The 14,706-nt window shown below is 73.4% G+C and carries 13 protein-coding genes and 1 pseudogene; 9 read left to right on the top strand and 5 right to left on the bottom strand.

The window, feature by feature from the left end:
* Positions 1-31: 31 nt before the first annotated feature.
* From IOD16_RS03345 to IOD16_RS39905, 4 genes and pseudogenes are all read left to right on the top strand, one after another.
* Positions 32-454: a COMM domain-containing protein gene (locus IOD16_RS03345; protein WP_201438840.1), complete on the top strand. Its 423-nt coding sequence runs from the start codon at positions 32-34 to the stop codon at positions 452-454.
* The gene (locus tag IOD16_RS03340; protein WP_201438839.1) at positions 451-1,062 is read left to right on the top strand and encodes a DUF3558 domain-containing protein; all 612 of its coding nucleotides are present in this window, start codon (positions 451-453) and stop codon (positions 1,060-1,062) included. Before IOD16_RS03345 ends, IOD16_RS03340 begins: the two co-directional genes overlap by 4 nt.
* Before the next feature lie 3 nt (positions 1,063-1,065).
* A complete protein-coding gene (locus IOD16_RS03335) occupies positions 1,066-2,400 on the top strand; it encodes a PPE domain-containing protein (RefSeq protein WP_201438838.1) in 1,335 nt (444 codons plus the stop codon).
* Between the two features lie 17 nt (positions 2,401-2,417).
* A pseudogene (locus IOD16_RS39905) lies at positions 2,418-3,163 on the top strand (ESX secretion-associated protein EspG).
* Here the strand turns inward: IOD16_RS39905 and IOD16_RS03325 are convergent.
* The 5 genes from IOD16_RS03325 to IOD16_RS03305 all read right to left on the bottom strand — a co-directional run bounded on the left by IOD16_RS03325 (position 3,135) and on the right by IOD16_RS03305 (position 8,684).
* Complete coding sequence (locus tag IOD16_RS03325; RefSeq protein ID WP_201438837.1) at positions 3,135-4,298, bottom strand: lactate 2-monooxygenase; 1,164 nt, start codon at positions 4,296-4,298, stop codon at positions 3,135-3,137. The pseudogene IOD16_RS39905 and the gene IOD16_RS03325 sit on opposite strands and share 29 nt — an antisense overlap.
* Positions 4,299-4,433: 135 nt before the next feature.
* A complete protein-coding gene (gene secD, locus IOD16_RS03320) occupies positions 4,434-6,602 on the bottom strand; it encodes a protein translocase subunit SecD (RefSeq protein WP_201438836.1) in 2,169 nt (722 codons plus the stop codon).
* A gap of 42 nt (positions 6,603-6,644) precedes the next feature.
* Complete coding sequence (locus IOD16_RS03315; protein WP_201438835.1) at positions 6,645-6,971, bottom strand: hypothetical protein; 327 nt, start codon at positions 6,969-6,971, stop codon at positions 6,645-6,647.
* Between the two features lie 23 nt (positions 6,972-6,994).
* On the bottom strand, positions 6,995-7,987 hold the full coding sequence (locus IOD16_RS03310) for a tetratricopeptide repeat protein (RefSeq protein ID WP_201438834.1): 993 nt from the start codon (positions 7,985-7,987) through the stop codon (positions 6,995-6,997).
* Between the two features lie 85 nt (positions 7,988-8,072).
* Complete coding sequence (locus tag IOD16_RS03305) at positions 8,073-8,684, bottom strand: FMN-dependent NADH-azoreductase (RefSeq protein ID WP_201438833.1); 612 nt, start codon at positions 8,682-8,684, stop codon at positions 8,073-8,075.
* Positions 8,685-8,787: 103 nt separating this feature from the next.
* On the opposite strand from IOD16_RS03305, the gene IOD16_RS03300 reads away from it, so the two are divergent.
* The 5 genes from IOD16_RS03300 to IOD16_RS03280 all read left to right on the top strand — a co-directional run bounded on the left by IOD16_RS03300 (position 8,788) and on the right by IOD16_RS03280 (position 14,576).
* Positions 8,788-9,258, top strand: coding sequence for a MarR family winged helix-turn-helix transcriptional regulator (locus tag IOD16_RS03300; RefSeq protein ID WP_201438832.1), 471 nt, complete (start codon positions 8,788-8,790; stop codon positions 9,256-9,258).
* Between the two features lie 259 nt (positions 9,259-9,517).
* Positions 9,518-9,721: a hypothetical protein gene (locus tag IOD16_RS03295; protein WP_123743748.1), complete on the top strand. Its 204-nt coding sequence runs from the start codon at positions 9,518-9,520 to the stop codon at positions 9,719-9,721.
* A gap of 67 nt (positions 9,722-9,788) precedes the next feature.
* Complete coding sequence (locus IOD16_RS03290; protein ID WP_201438831.1) at positions 9,789-11,648, top strand: SDR family oxidoreductase; 1,860 nt, start codon at positions 9,789-9,791, stop codon at positions 11,646-11,648.
* A gap of 8 nt (positions 11,649-11,656) precedes the next feature.
* Positions 11,657-13,225 carry an AMP-binding protein gene (locus tag IOD16_RS03285; RefSeq protein ID WP_236594724.1) on the top strand — a complete coding sequence of 523 codons (1,569 nt, stop codon included), beginning with the start codon at positions 11,657-11,659 and terminating at the stop codon, positions 13,223-13,225.
* A gap of 25 nt (positions 13,226-13,250) precedes the next feature.
* On the top strand, positions 13,251-14,576 hold the full coding sequence (locus tag IOD16_RS03280) for a helix-turn-helix domain-containing protein (RefSeq protein WP_201438830.1): 1,326 nt from the start codon (positions 13,251-13,253) through the stop codon (positions 14,574-14,576).
* Positions 14,577-14,706 lie beyond the last annotated feature (130 nt).

The following is a 14,706-nucleotide window of genomic DNA, read 5'->3' as shown; positions in this document are numbered from 1 at the left end:
TCGGGCAGTTCAGCGTGAGGGGAGCACGACGATGTTGGACGCCGGAGCGGGCGGGGGCGCCAAGCAGATCGGGTTCGTGGCGGACACGGTGTCGGCCGGGCCGGCGGGCGCGGGGCTGGTGGCGAGCCAGACGAGCTTCAGCGTCGACCCGGAGCAGGCGCAGAAGCTGATCAACGGGTTGGCGGACGCGCGCGACCAGCTCCAATCGCTGTTCGACAGCACCATCAGGTCCGTGATCACCGGGCCGCCCGGCAAGGACCCCTACAGCGAGTCGGCGGCGGCGACGATCAAGCAGACCGCCGGGCCCGACCCCGGCGGCTACAGCTGGGCCAGCTCGCGGGCGATCGAGGCCCTGAACAACACCATCCAGAGCATCCAAGCCTCCCTGGACACCTACAAGAACCAGGATCAGGCAACCGCTGACGCCTTCAACGGCGGAGGGAACCAGTCGTGAGGCGAGCAACGCTGGCAGTCCTCTGCGCGACGACCTTGGTGGTCGCGTCGGGTTGCACGACCAAGGGCGACGGCACCCCGTCGCCGGGCGGCAGCACGGACGCCACCTCGGCGGCCGCCACCACCACGACGTCGGCGTCCGGGGGCGATGTCCCGGCCATCACCGGCCCGGAGCTGGACCTCGCCAAGTTCGGCAGCCCCTGCGCCATGCTGAAGGACGACCAGCTCTCCGCCCGGGGCGTGACCAAGGCCGGCGCCGAAAGCACGGACGCGACCGGCACGAACTGCCAGTGGTACCCGGACGACCGCGCGCTCGGCACGAGTTTCGTCGTCGCGTTGCTGGACAAGTCGCGGGGGCTGGACGGCGTCTACGCCAACCGGGAAGAGCTCACCGTGTTCAAGCCGACGGAGGTCGCCGGATACCCGGCGGTCGACACCGACTTGACCGATGCCGCCCACGGCTCGTGCACGACCGCGGTCGGCGTGGCCGAGGGCGAGGGCTTCGCGGTGCAGGTTCGGGTGAACGACAAGAAGCTTCCCGGGTACACCGACCCGTGCTCGGTGTCCAGCGAGATCGCGGAGACCGTGGTCGGAAACCTGAAGGGGTAGGACATGGCCGGTGATGTCGACCGCGACGGCATGGGTCTGCTCAACATGTGCGTCGCCCCCGAGCAGATCTACCGCTGGTTCCAGGAGGGCAAGGGGCCTGACCAGACCACGGACGCCAGCCGCGACGCGTGGGAGGGGATCTCCGACGGCCACGTCCGGATCAGCGAGTTGATCAACCAGGCGGTCCAGGCGTCCGGCGCGGTGTGGGAAGGAGCCGCGGGCGACTCGGCCCGCGCCAAGACCACGCCACTGGCCAGTTGGTCGGAGGTGACGAGCGGGCTCGCCATGACGGCGGGCGACAACACGGCCGAGATCAGCCGTGCGTTCCGCGCGGCCAAGGGCGACATGCAAGAGCCCGTCCAGGTGCCGGACAAGCCCTGGTACAACGACGCGCTGCCGTGGGACACCGACTACGACGACGCGGTCGAGCAGAGCCAGCAGGTCAACACGCACAACGTCCAGGTGCTGGAGCGCTACGGCAGCTCGACGACCTCGGCCAGCGACTCGATGCCGTACTTCCCGGATCCCGGCGAGATGAACGGGAACGTCGAGGAAGAGGAGACCCCGATCCCGCCGCCCAAACCGGGCAAGGTGGAGCCGAACGAGAACAACGGCGAGAACAACACCAACGTCAGCAACTCCGTCGACCGCAACGGCACGGGCACGACCAAGCCGTCGTGGACCGAGCCGACCATCCCGCCGCCCGGCACGACGGACAACACGACCCGGCCGTCGTGGGTGCAGCCCGACCCCACGGGGCCCAAGCCCGACATCGGGTACCGGCCGCCGCCGCTGCCGACCGATCCGCGCCTGCCGTCCGACCCGCGGCTGCCCTATGACCCGCGGTTGCCGTACGACCCCCGCAACCCGAACGACCCGCGCAACCCCAACAACCCGCGCAACCGGACGCCGAGCACGCCGCCCGGTGTGCCGCGCGTCCCCGGTGGCGGACCCGGCGGCCCCGGTGGGGGTTCCGGCGGAGGTGGCGGCGGTCGTGGTGGTGGCGCCGGCGGGATGGGCGCCGGTCGGATGCCCGGCATGGGCGGTCCCGGTGGCCTGGGCGGCGGGTTCGGGCCCGGCGGAGCGGCCGGTGTGATGGGTCACGGCGAGGGCCGCGGTGGCTTCGGGCCCGGTGGCGCGGGCGGGTTCGGACCCGGCGGCGCGGCCGGTGGCCGTGGCGGGGCCGGAGCCGGCGGCATGGGTGCGGGCATGGGCGCCGGTGGCGCGCGCGGCGAGGGCGACGAGGACAAGGAGCACAAGTCCGCGTCGTACCTGCAGGAGACCGAGGACATCTTCGGCGACGGCACGATGGTGGCCCCACCGGTCATCGGCGAATAGCGGGAACAGGGGGAACGGTGCTGCGCACCAGGGTGGCCATCCCGGTCGTCGCGCTCTACAACGCCTGGCAGGCCGAAGGTCTGCCGACGCTGCACAACGCGCTGCTGGCCCAGGTCGACTTCGACGACGACCAGCTCGCCGAGGGTGACGTCACGGTGCTGGCCGACCTCGCCCGTCGTGGCTGGGCCGAGCTGGAACGGCTCGGCCTGGCCCGCGGTCGGCAGGTGCACGCCGACCTCGGCCGGTCGCTGCGCCTGATCGCGGACGCGAGCGTCGAGTACTACGCGTTCTTCAACCAGGGCGACGACGAGACCCGCACCGCGCTGGTGGCGCAGTCGGGCGACGACGCGCTGCGCGTGGTGCTGCGGGCGGACAAGCACTTCGTGCTGGAGCCCGTGCGGCCCGAGGACGCGGTGCAGTCCCTGGTGTCCGCGCTGCCCGAGGCGAAGCCGGGACGCGGCGGCGTGCTGTCGCTGCCCGCCGACGCGGGGCGCACGTGGCCGAGGTGCAGCAGGTGCGCAAGCTGCTCGCCGAGCAGCGCACCGGCGGCGGCCAGCTGTACGCGGCACGGCGTGACCGGTTCGGGCGCAAGCAGCGGTGCGCGGCGCCGTTGACGTACTTCGACACGATCACCGGCCGCTACCTGTCGGCGAAGACGACCGGCGGCGACGGCACCCCGTGGGTCACCGTGCAGCCGGCCGACTTCGCCACGTTGCAGAACCGGTTGCGGCAGCTCAGCGCCGACGCAGCGCCTCGCGGTTGAGCTCGGCCGGGCTGCGGTGCCCGGACAGGCCGAGGGTCAGGTCGAAGTCGGCGAGCAGGCTGCGCAGCACGTGCCGGACGCCGACCTGGCCGCCGTGCGCCAGGCCGTAGGCGAACGGGCGGCCGACGAGCACGGCCTTCGCGCCCAGCGCCAGCGCCTTGACGATGTCCGCGCCGCTGCGGATGCCGGAGTCGAACAGCACCTCGACCTGCTCGCCGACGGCGTCCGCGATCTCCGGCAGCACCTCCAGCGACCCGACCGCGCCGTCCACCTGCCGGCCGCCGTGGTTGGACACCACGATGCCGTCCATGCCCGCGTCCACCGCCTTGCGCGCGTCGTCCACGTGCTGGATGCCCTTGAGCACGATCGGCCCGTCCCAGTGCTCGCGCAGGAACGCCAGCTGGTCCCACGACTTGTCGGTGCCGGTGAACAGCTGCACCCACCGCAGGATCGCCATCGGCAGGTCCTCTTCGGGTGACGCGGCGAGGCCCGCCCGGAACGCCGGGTCGGAGAACGGGATCGCCGTGCCGACGCCGCGCAGGAACGGCAGGTAGGACCGGTCGAGGTCGTGCGGGCGCCACGCGAGCGTCCACGTGTCGAGGGTGACGACCAGCACCCGGTACCCGGCTCGGCGCGCCCGGTCGAGGATGCTGGCCGCCACGTCCGGGTCGTTGGGCCAGTAGAGCTGGAACCAGCGCGCGGCGTCACCGGCGGCCTCGGCGACCTCTTCGATCGTGTGCGAGGCCGCCGTGGACAGCACGAACGGCACCCCCGACTCCGCCGCCGCGCGGGCGGTCGCCAGTTCGCCGTCCGGGTGCAGGATCGACTGCACGCCGACGGGCGCGAGCAGCACCGGCGCGGGCAGGTCGGTGCCGAGCAACGACGTCCCGAGGTGCCGCTCGGTGGCGTTGGTGAGCATCCGCGGCACGATCCGCCAGTCGTCGAACGCCTCCCGGTTCGCCCGCGCCGTCGCCCCGCCACCGGCCGCCCCCGCCACGTACCAGAACGGCCCGGGCCCGAGCCGTTCCCGCGCGGACGCCTCCAGCTCTTCGGGGTCCGTGGTGAACGGCGGCACGTTGCCCGCCAGTCCTTGCAGGTAGATCTCGTTCTGGTAGGCAGCGAACTGACCAGCCACTGTGCACCCCATCCCCCGCTCGGGCCGGCTACGGGCCGTCTGCGGAACCGTCGACGTCGTCGGTCTGCCGATCATGCTCGTGCTCGTCCACGCCGCCCGCAAGCACACGATCGGCAGCCTCGCGGGCGACCGCGGTCATCGCTTCTCCAGCACGATGGCCACCGGTGCGGCGGTCACCGCGGTCGAGACCGTGCCGGCGACGACGCCGATCAGCAGCGCGGTGGAGAAGTCGGCCAGCGAGCCGTCGCCCAGCACCAGCAGGGCGGCCAGGACGAACAGGACGCCGATGCCCGTGTTCACCGTCCGCGGCAGGGTCTGGAGCACCGCCGAGCTCATCACCTCGGTGAACGGCGCCCGCGTCCGCCGCAGCTCGCGCACCCGGTCGAACACCACCACCGAGTCGTTCACCGAGTACCCGATCACGGTGAGCAGCGCGGCCAGGAACACGCCGTCGGCCGTCTTGCCCAGCCACGCGAACGCCCCGACCAGCACGACCACGTCCGTGACCAGCGCGACCACGGTGGCCACGCCGAGCCGCCAGTCGAACCGGACGGCCAGGTAGACCAGCTGCGCGGCCACCGCGATGGCCAGCGCGATCAACGCGTTGCGCCGCAGCTCCGAGCCGAGGCTGGGGCCGATCAGCTCGTTGCTGACCTGCTCCGCCCCACCGGTCGCGCGGTCCACGGCCTCGCCGAGCCGCACGGCGGCGGCCGAGTCGATCGGTCCCGTGCGCACCGAGACGCCGTCCGAGCCCGAGGTGACCACGACCGCGTCGGGGAACCCGGCGGACGCCAGCTCCGCGCGCACCCGTCCGGTGTCCACCGAGCCGCTGTCCGTCGGGGAAGCGGTGAACTCCAGCATCCGACCGCCGGTGAACTCCACCCCGAGCTCCAACCCGCGCAGCACCAGCCCGCCGACCGCCGCGAGCAGGACGAGTCCGGCGGCGAGCAGCCACCGCCGCGGGCGCCGGAACAACGTGATCCCGCGCGAGGTCAGCCAGGTGCGCACCCGGCCCAGCGTGTGCAGCCCGCTCCACGTCGGCCGCCAGCGCAGCAGCGGCATGGCCAGGTGCAGCAGCACCCGGCTCAGCACCAAGGCGCTGAACAGCGAGGCCAGCACACCGATGGACAGGGTGACGCCGAACCCCTTCACCGGTCCGGTGGCCAGCCAGAACAGCAACCCGGCGGCCAGCAGCGTGGTCACGTTCGAGTCCGCCACCGCGCTGAACGCGCCGCGGAACCCCTCGTCCACCGACCGCGGCAGGCGCTTGCGCCGCGCGTACTCCTCCCGCGACCGCTCGAACACCAGCACGTTCGCGTCCACCGCCATGCCGATGGCCAGCACGAACCCGGCCAACCCCGGCAACGTGAACGTCGCGCCGATCGCCAGCATCGCCGCGTACGCCAAGCCCGCGTACCCGGCCAGCGCCAGCACGGCCAAGAGCCCGGCCAGCCGGTAGGCGAACACCAGGAACAGCCCGGTCAGCGCCACGCCGATGATGGCCGCCCGGGCGCTGGCCTCGATCGCCTCCGCGCCGAGCGTCGGCCCGACGGTCCGCTGCTCCACCACCTCGACCGGCACGGGCAGCGCGCCGGACCGGATCACCAGCGCCAGCTCCTCGGCCTCGGCCTGGTTGAACCGCCCGGTGATCGACGTGCTGCCGCCGACCATGCCGGTGCCGCACACCGTCGACACGTCCACCTGCGGCGCGGACACGACCTCGCCGTCCAGCACGAACGCCACCCGCCGCGCGGGGTCGCCCGGCGGTGAGCACGCGGCCTCGGCGGTCACCCGCTGCCACGCCTGCGGCGCGTCACCTTGGAAGTCGACGCCGACGAGGTAGCCGACGCCTTGCGGGTTGGGCGTGGCGCGGGCGTCCTCGATGCCCTCGCCGGTCATCACGGCCTCGCCGAGGCTGATCGCGTCGCCTTCGGGCGTGGGCACGTCGCCGAGCCCGGTCACCGGCTGCACGCGCAGCTGGGCGGTGCGGCCGAGCACCTCGATGGCCTCGGTCGGGTCCTGCACGCCGGGCAGCTCCACCACGATGCGGTGATCGCCGGAGCGGGCCAGCACGGGTTCGGCGACGCCCAGTTCGTCGACCCGGCGGCGCAGCACCTCCATCGCCCGGTCGGTGGCCTCGGAGCTGGCCTCGGACGGGGTTTCGAGCACGATCTGGGTGCCGCCGCGCAGGTCGAGGCCGAGGCGTGGTTGGACGGTGAGCAGGGTGAAGGCGGACGCGGCGAGCACGCCGAGGGCGATCAGCCCACGGACGAGTAGCGCTCGCCGCGCGCTGGGGCGCGGCATGGTGAAGAGACCTCCGGATGAGGTGAACGGGGTGGGGTTCAGCTACCGGGGGGTCGAGGGCGGCGCGCGTTCGCCGAGAGGGGTCTGGCCGGCGCGCTCGGGGGCGCGGTGGGTCGGGTCGACGACGTCCACGCGCACCGGCGGGGCGGGCGTGGCGTGCACGGCGGGTTGGACGCCGTCCAGCGGCTGGCCGAGGTGCACCTGCACGGGGTGCGCCGCGTTCTGGCCGCGGGTGGCCGTGCCGGGCAGGTGGGCGGCGTCCACGGTGGCCGAGACGGCGGCCACGTCGACGGTCGGGTTCGGGCCTGGTCCGGACACGACGAAACCCGCGATCAACGCCAGGATCGCGAGCACCGCGCGTCGGGTCATCGGCTTCCTCCCCGACGTCCAGGTTAGCGACCGCCGGCCAGGACCACGACCGCTCCGCCGACCAGGGAGCACAGCCAGGCGATGACGAGCGGCTGCATCGTGGTGGCGCCGAGCAGGAGCGCCACCGCCCAGCCGGCGAGGATCACCGTCGACAGCGCGAACATCGTCGTGACGACGGCCACCTTGGGCCGGTGCAGCGGCAGCCGCAGCAAGGCACGTCGCACACCGCCGCGGGCCTTCGCCGGCGGCAGCCCGCCGACCACCAGGCAGGCGACGACCAGCAGGCCGGCGAACCAGCCGAGCAGCGGCGTCGGTTTCGGCATGCCACCGAGCAGCAGGATCAGGCCGCCGGCGACGAGCAGCGCGGCGAGCCGCGACAGCACGGGCCAGGCCAGGGCGTGCGCGGCGTGCAGGGCTTCGCCGGACGGTGGCGGCACGGGCGCGCCGCCGCGCTTGCGCCGGACGGTGGCGAGGTTCGCGCGCACGTCGTCGTCGGCGGGGTCCAGGCGCAAGGCGGTGCGGTAGGCGCGTTCGGCGGTGCCCCAGTCGCGCACCCGCAGCGCGGAGTCGCCGAGCACCTGGAACGGGCGGGCTTCCGTGGGCGCGAGGTGCGCGGCCTCCCGGGCCACCTCCACGGCCTCGCGCTGCCCTCCGGGGCTGTCGGCCAGGACTTCGGCCAGCACCACCTGGCACCGCCAGTCGCCGGGTTTGCGGCGCACGCACTCCCGGGCCGCGACCACCGCCTCCGGGTGCCTGCCCAGTTCGCTCAACGCCAACGCGGTCAGCCGCTGCGCCCACGCCGGGTCGCCGTCGAGCACGAGGGCGCGCTTGGCGGCGGTGAGGGCCGGGTCGGGCTCGCCCGCGTCGAGGTGGGCGGCGGCCAGTCGGCACCACGCCTCGCCGTGCAGGGGGTTGACCACGAGGGCCGGCTGGAGCAGTTCGATCGCCTGGCGCGGCATCCCGCGGGCGGTCAGCTCGGCGGCACGCACCACGACCGCGGCGATCGACTCCGACATGGCCCACATGGTGGCAGGCCGACGACGCTTGCACTATCGGGTGACGGGCCGCCCCCTCGACCACGGCCCGTCACCCGCTCTCCCCTCAGGCGACGGCCAACTCGCGCACCACCCGGTGCGCGTCCTCCAAGGAGGCCACCGCGAGTTCGCGGAACTGGGCCATGTGCGGCACGACGCCGGCCAACGTCAGCTCGGCGTGCACGAACTCCAGGTCCCGGTCCAGGCCCACCATGCCGAACACCGCGCGCAGGTACGGCTCCTGGAAGTCGAACGGGTGCCGCGGCGTGCCGGGCGCGTAGGAACCGCCCCGTGCGGTGACGACCACGACCCGCTTGCCGGTGAGCACGCCCTCGCCGGTCTGCTGGTCGGCGAACAGCTCCGGCACCATGATCCAGTCCAGCCAGGCCTTCAGGCTCGACGGCACGCCGTAGTTGTACATCGGCACGCCGAGCAGCAGCGTGTCCGCCGCCTTCACCTCCGCGACCAGCCGCCGCTCCAGCGGCCGGTCGCCGTCGGCCTCCCGGGTGGCCAGGGCGGCCGGGTCGACGTGCGGCAGCGGGTCGGCGGCCAGGTCGCGGTAGGTGTACCCGCCGTCCGGGCGCGCGGAGCGCCACGCCTCCGCGAAAGCGCCGCTGACCTCGCGTGACACCGATCCCTCGAACCGCAGGCTGGTGTCGATGTGCAACAAGTGCGCCATTGTTCTCCCTCAGAAGTTCTCGTGTCGGAACATATTGCCAGAGTAGTTCCGAGTCAAGACGTTCTCACCCGGGAATATCTCACAGCCGGCGTATGATCGGGGCATGGATCTCGCCCCCGACCTCGGCTGCACCAGCCGTGCGGGCCTGAACTGGCTGCTGCACCGGGCGGCGCAGAAGCTGGGCGCGGTCGCGCAGGAAGCGGCGGCGCGGCACGGCATCACCACCCGGGGCCAGATCGTGCTGAGCGCGTTGGCCAGCGAGGAGTTCCAGCGCACCCAGCTCGCGCTCGGCCACGCGCTCGGCGTGGACAAGACCACGCTGACCGCGGAACTGGACCGGCTGGAACGCGCCGGGCTGATCATGCGCAAGCCGGACCCGAACGACCGGCGCGTGCGCGTGCCGGTGATCACCGAGCAGGGCCGGGTCGTCCAGCGCGAGGTCGAGAAGCTGCACGTCCAGGTGGAGCGGGAGTTCACCGCCGGGCTCGAACCGGCGGAGGCCCACGCCCTGCGCGAGCTGCTGGAGCGCCTGATCGCGGTCGACCACGGACCCGACAGCGGCTCCTGCATGTGACCGTCACCGGTCGCCGCCGCGCCACCACCGCGTCGCGGCGCCGACCAGGCCCGACCCGATTATCACGATCCGTTGCGGTTCAGCCGTTTTCTCACCCCTTCAGGTGACCGCCGTGACCGCCTCGTGCGAGGCTAGCGACGCTCGGCAGGGTCGCCCGGCGGAATGTCCCGTCATGGCGCCAACCCGCGTGCGTCTCCTCCCCACGAGCGCCCGGATTGGTCCGAGCACGCCGTGCCGACACACCTGGAGGTTGGGGGCCGTGAGTACAGGCAAGGAGTGGCAGATCTCCTGCCGCGACATCGCGTCACGCCGCCGTGACATGACCGTGTTCATCAGCCAGGGCCACGTCGTGGTGACCGTGCCGCCGGGCGAGGCGGCCGTGCTGACGCCGCTGGAGGTGGGCCGCCTGCGCGCGGCGTTGCGCGACGCGGTGGTGAACGCGTCCGGCACGCCGGAAAACTGAGCACCACCACCCCGATTTCCCGCCGCGCTCTTCCTACTCACGGGTAGGTAATGTCAGTATCGGGTCCGTGAGTACCTACTTCGTCACCGGCGCGACGGGTTTCATCGGCAGGCGCCTGGTCGCCGAGCTCCTCCGGCAGCCGGCCTGCGAGCGGGTGTTCGCGCTGGTCAGGCCCCAGTCGGTGGACCGGCTGGAGCGGCACGACAAGCTGACGCCGGTGCTGGGCGACCTCACCTCGCCCCTCGACGCCGAGCGGGTCGACCACGTCGTGCACCTGGCCGCCGTCTACGACTTCACCGCGTCCGCCGACGAGCACCACGCCGTCAACGTCGAGGGCACCCGGCGGGTCGTGGAGTACGCCGAGCGCACCGGGTGCGGGCTGCTGCACCACGTGTCGTCCACCGCGGTCGCGGGCGATCACCGGGGCGCGTTCACCGAGGACGACTTCGACCTCGGCCAGCACCTGCCCTCGCCCTACCACGCGACCAAGCACGCCGCCGAGAAGATCGTCCGCGAGCAGGGCACGCCGTGGCGCGTGTACCGGCCGGGCGTCGTGGTCGGCGACTCGCGCACCGGCGAGACCGACAAGGCCGACGGCCCGTACCACTTCTTCCCCGCGCTGGCCGCGCTCGCCCGCCTGCCGCGCCGGCTGCCCCTGCTCGCGCCGCACTTCGGCGCCGCGAACCTGGTCCCGGTCGACTACGTGGTGCGGGCCCTGGACCGGTTGATCCACGCCGACGTGCCGTCCGGCAGCACCTTCCACCTCACCGCCCGCCGCTCCCGGTCGCTCGACGAGGTGTACAACGCGCTGGCCGACGCCGCCGGCGCGCCCAAGGTCCGGTTCACCCTGCCGATGCCGCTGCCCGCCGCGCCGACGAGTGCGATCGCCACCGGCGTGCTCACCGAGCTGGGCATCCCGCCCCGGGTCCTGCCGCACCTCGCGGCGCACGCCGAGTTCGACTCGACCGCCACGCGCGCGGTCACCGGCCTGGAACCGTCCGACTTCACCACCTACGCGCCCACGCTGTGGCGGTACTGGGCGGAGCACCTCGACCCGCTGCGCGCCGCCCGGAAGCACGGCCTGGCCGGGCGGACGGTGCTGATCACCGGCGCGTCGTCGGGCATCGGCGCGGCCACCGCGCTCGCCGTGGCCCGGGAGGGAGCGGTGCCGCTGCTGGTTGCCCGCCGGGCCGGCGAGCTGGAGGTCGTCGCCGAGCGGATCCGCGCGGCAGGCGGCACCGCGCACACCTACCCGTGCGACCTGACGGACGGGGAAGCGGTCGACGCGCTGCTCAAGCAGGTCTTCGCCGCGCACGACGGCGTCGACGTGCTGGTCAACAACGCGGGCCGGTCGATCCGGCGCAGCGTGCACCTGTCCGTGGACCGGTTGCACGACTACGAGCGCACCATGGCGTTGAACTACTTCGCACCGCTGCGGCTGGTCCTCGGCCTGCTGCCGCACATGCGGGAACGGCGATCCGGGCACATCGTGAACATCTCCAGCATGGGCGTGCAGCTCAGCACGCCGCGCTTCTCCGCCTACCTGGCCTCGAAGAGCGCGCTGGACGCGTTCAGCCGGGTGGCGGCCGGCGAGACCGTCGCCGACGGTGTCACCTTCACCTCCGTGCGGATGCCACTGGTGCGAACACCCGTGATCGGGCCGACGGAGGCCTACGACGCGTTCCCGGCGGCGACGCCCGAACGCGCGGCGCAGTGGGTCGTGCGCGCGCTGCGCCGCCGGCCCGAGGAGGTCAACCGCCCGTCCGGGCTGCTGGCCGAGCTCGCGCGCAAGACCGCGCCGAAGACCGTGCGGTCGCTGCTGCACCTCGCGTACCGGGCCATGCCGGAGACGGGCACGCCGCGCACGTCGCCGCTGGCCTCCGTCGCCGCGGGCGTCACCCGCCTCGTCCTGCGGGCGGCGCGGTGAACCGGGTCGTGGGAGCGCTGCGCGCGTTGGTGACGCTGGTGCGCGCCGGTGTCGTGCGGCCGATGGGCCCCGGCAGGCTGCTCGGCGTCGTGGACGCCTTCCTCCAGTGGGACATCACGGTCGCGTTCGGCTTCGCCACCGGCGCCGCGCGCCACCCCGACCGGCCGGCGATCATCGACGACGCGGGCACGCTCACCTACGCCGAGGTCGACGAGCGCACCACCCGGCTCGCGCACGGCCTGCACGACCTGGGCGTGCGGTCGGGGACGAAGGTCGCGGTGCTGTGCCGCAACCACCGCGGTTTCGTGGAGACCGTGGCCGCGTGCGTGAAGCTCGGCGCGCACACCGTGCTGCTGAACACCGGGTTGAGCGCGGCCCAGATCGCCGTGGTGCTGCGCGAGCAGGACGTGTCGGTGGTCGTCGCCGACACCGAGTTCCGCGACCTGCTGGCCAACGCGCCGCGCAAGGTCCGCCGGGTGATGGCGTGGGTGGAGGGCGCCACCAAGAGCAAGACCGTGGAGCAGCTGATCGCGGCCTCCCCCGCCACACCGCTGCCCAGGCGCCCGCCGCGCGGCCGGATGATCGTGCTGACGTCGGGCACCACGGGCGCGCCGAAGGGCGCCAAGCGGCCGGAGCCCGCCAGCCTCGCGCCCGCCGCCGCGCTGCTGTCCCGCATCCCGCTCAAGGCGGGTGACCGGTTCTCCGTGCCGGCGCCGCTGTTCCACACCTGGGGCCTGGCCGCGTTCCAGATCGGGCTCGTGCTCGGCGCGACGTTCGTGCTGCGGCGCAGGTTCGACCCGGCGCTCGTCCTCGCCGACGCCCGCAGGCACGGCAGCGACGCGTTGTTCGCCGTGCCCGTGATGCTGCAACGCGTGCTGGAGCTGACCGGTCGCCCGCACCTGCCGGAGCTGCGGGTCATCGCGTCCAGCGGCTCGGCGTTGCCGCCACCGGTGGCGCGGCGGTGCCTGGAGGAGTTCGGCCCGGTCCTCTACAACCTCTACGGCTCCACCGAGGTCTCGTGGGTGACCATCGCCCGGCCCGACGAGCTGGCCCGCCACCCGGACACGGCGGGCCTGCCGCCGCACGGCACCCGGCTGGAGATCCTGGACGACGCGGGCGACCCGGTGCCCGTCGGCGTGACCGGCCGCATCTTCGTGGCCAACGAGATGCTGTTCGACGGCTACACCAACGGCGCGGGCAAGGAGGTCCGGAACGGGCTCATGTCGACCGGGGACGTGGGCCACCGCGACCACGACGGCCTGCTGTTCGTCGCCGGCCGCGACGACGAGATGATCGTCTCCGGCGGCGAGAACGTGTACCCGCGCGAGGTCGAGGACCTGCTCGCGGGCCTGGCCGGGGTGCGCGAGGTGGCCGTGGTCGGCGTGCCGGACGAGAAGTTCGGCCAACGGCTCGCCGCGTACGTCGTGCGCGAGGAACCGGGCGCGCTGGACGAGGACGCCGTGCTCGACCACGTGCGCGGCAACCTGGCCAGGTTCTCCGTGCCCAGGGACGTGGTCTTCCTCGACGCCCTGCCGCGCAACGAGACCGGGAAGGTGCTCAAGCGGGAGCTGGGGTGAGTACCCTCTGCGGCGGGGGCAGACGATGACGATTCCCGTCCAGCGAGCGGCCGGTCCGCGCGAGGCCGCGGTGGCCAACCTGCGCGAGGCGCGGATGGCGTTGGACGAGGGCCGCCCCGGTGACGCGCTGGAGTCCGCCGAGAAGGCGGTGGCCGCGTTCTCGTGGCTGGACGACGCCGAGGGCGTGGCGCACAGCGTGCTGGCCCAGTCCGTGGCGCTGGGCAAGCGCGGGCTGCTGCCCGGCGCGCTGGACACCATCGACCGGGTGCAGGCCATCGCGGTGGCCAACCGGCACGTCGGGCTCCAGGCGTGGTGCAGCTTCTCGCAGGCCGTGGTCGAGCTGCGGCTGGACTCGCGGGAGCGGTCGCTGCACTCCCTGGCCCGTGCCCTCGGCCTCGCCGAGCTGACCAAGGACGTCGAGCTGATCGGCTCGATCCTGTTCGAGCAGGCCAACGTCCTGCGCACGCAGTACCACGAGCACTGCATGGTGCGTTCGGCGGCGAGCCGGTGCAGCCCGGACGGCGAGCCGTGCACGCGCAAGCTGCGGCGCGCGGAGGCGTTGTGCGCGCAGGCCCGGGACCGGTGGAAGCACCTCGACCAGCCGTTGCGGATGGCCAGGCTGAACCTGCTGCTCACCCACGTGCGACTGGACCTCGGCGAGGTGGAGCGGGCGCTGCGCTCGTGCCAGCGGGCCGACCGGCTGCTCGCCGCGCACGACCGGCCCGTGCTGCGGGCCGAGCTGCTGATGGCGCGGGCCCGCATCAGCGGTGTGCGCGAGCGGCACGACGACCAGGTGCGGCTGCTCACCCGTGCGGCGGAACTGGCGATGGGCGTGCTGGCGCGGGAGGTCGCGGTGCGGGCGCACGGCGCGCTGAGCGTGGCCCACGAGCGGGCCGGGAAGCTCGACTCGGCGCTGCGACACGCCCGGTCCCAACTGGAGCAGTACCGGCTGTGGGAGCTCCAGGAAGGCCGTGACCTGCTGCGGATGCGGGAGCACGACCTGTCCGCGCGGCTGGTGGACCAGCTGGCCGAGCGCACGTTCGGGTTGCGCCGGGAGCACCGGGCGTCGCCGGACCCGCTGCGCAGCTCGGCCACCGCCGAGCAGGACAACCGGCGGATCGCGCGGGCGTTGCGGTCCGGGCTGACCAAGCGCGGCATCGAGGTGCTGCGGCGCGTCGCCGCCGGCGAGAGCACCACGGACATCGCGGCCGAGCTGTCGCTGTCGCCGAAGACCGTGCAGAACCACCTCCAGCGCATCTACCGGACGATCGGCGTGCGCGACCGGGCGGGCGCGGCGGTCTGGTGGGTGGACCTCGACGAGGACCCGCGGGCACGACCTCTGCTGGACTGAGTCACTTCCGGGTTTCCCGCTCGTTACCCGTAATGGTGGGATGTCCCCGACGATCGGGGCTACCGCTCCGGGGGTATTGCCTAGCGGGCAGGGGCAGAAGTGGGTGATGACCGTGACGACCCCTCTGTGC

Origin of the sequence: Saccharothrix sp. 6-C, from assembly GCF_016695385.1 — a bacterium.
Lineage (GTDB): Bacteria > Actinomycetota > Actinomycetes > Mycobacteriales > Pseudonocardiaceae > Actinosynnema > Actinosynnema texasense.
Note: the sequence above shows the minus strand (reverse complement) of the source record. Positions and strands in the feature narration are given on the sequence as shown.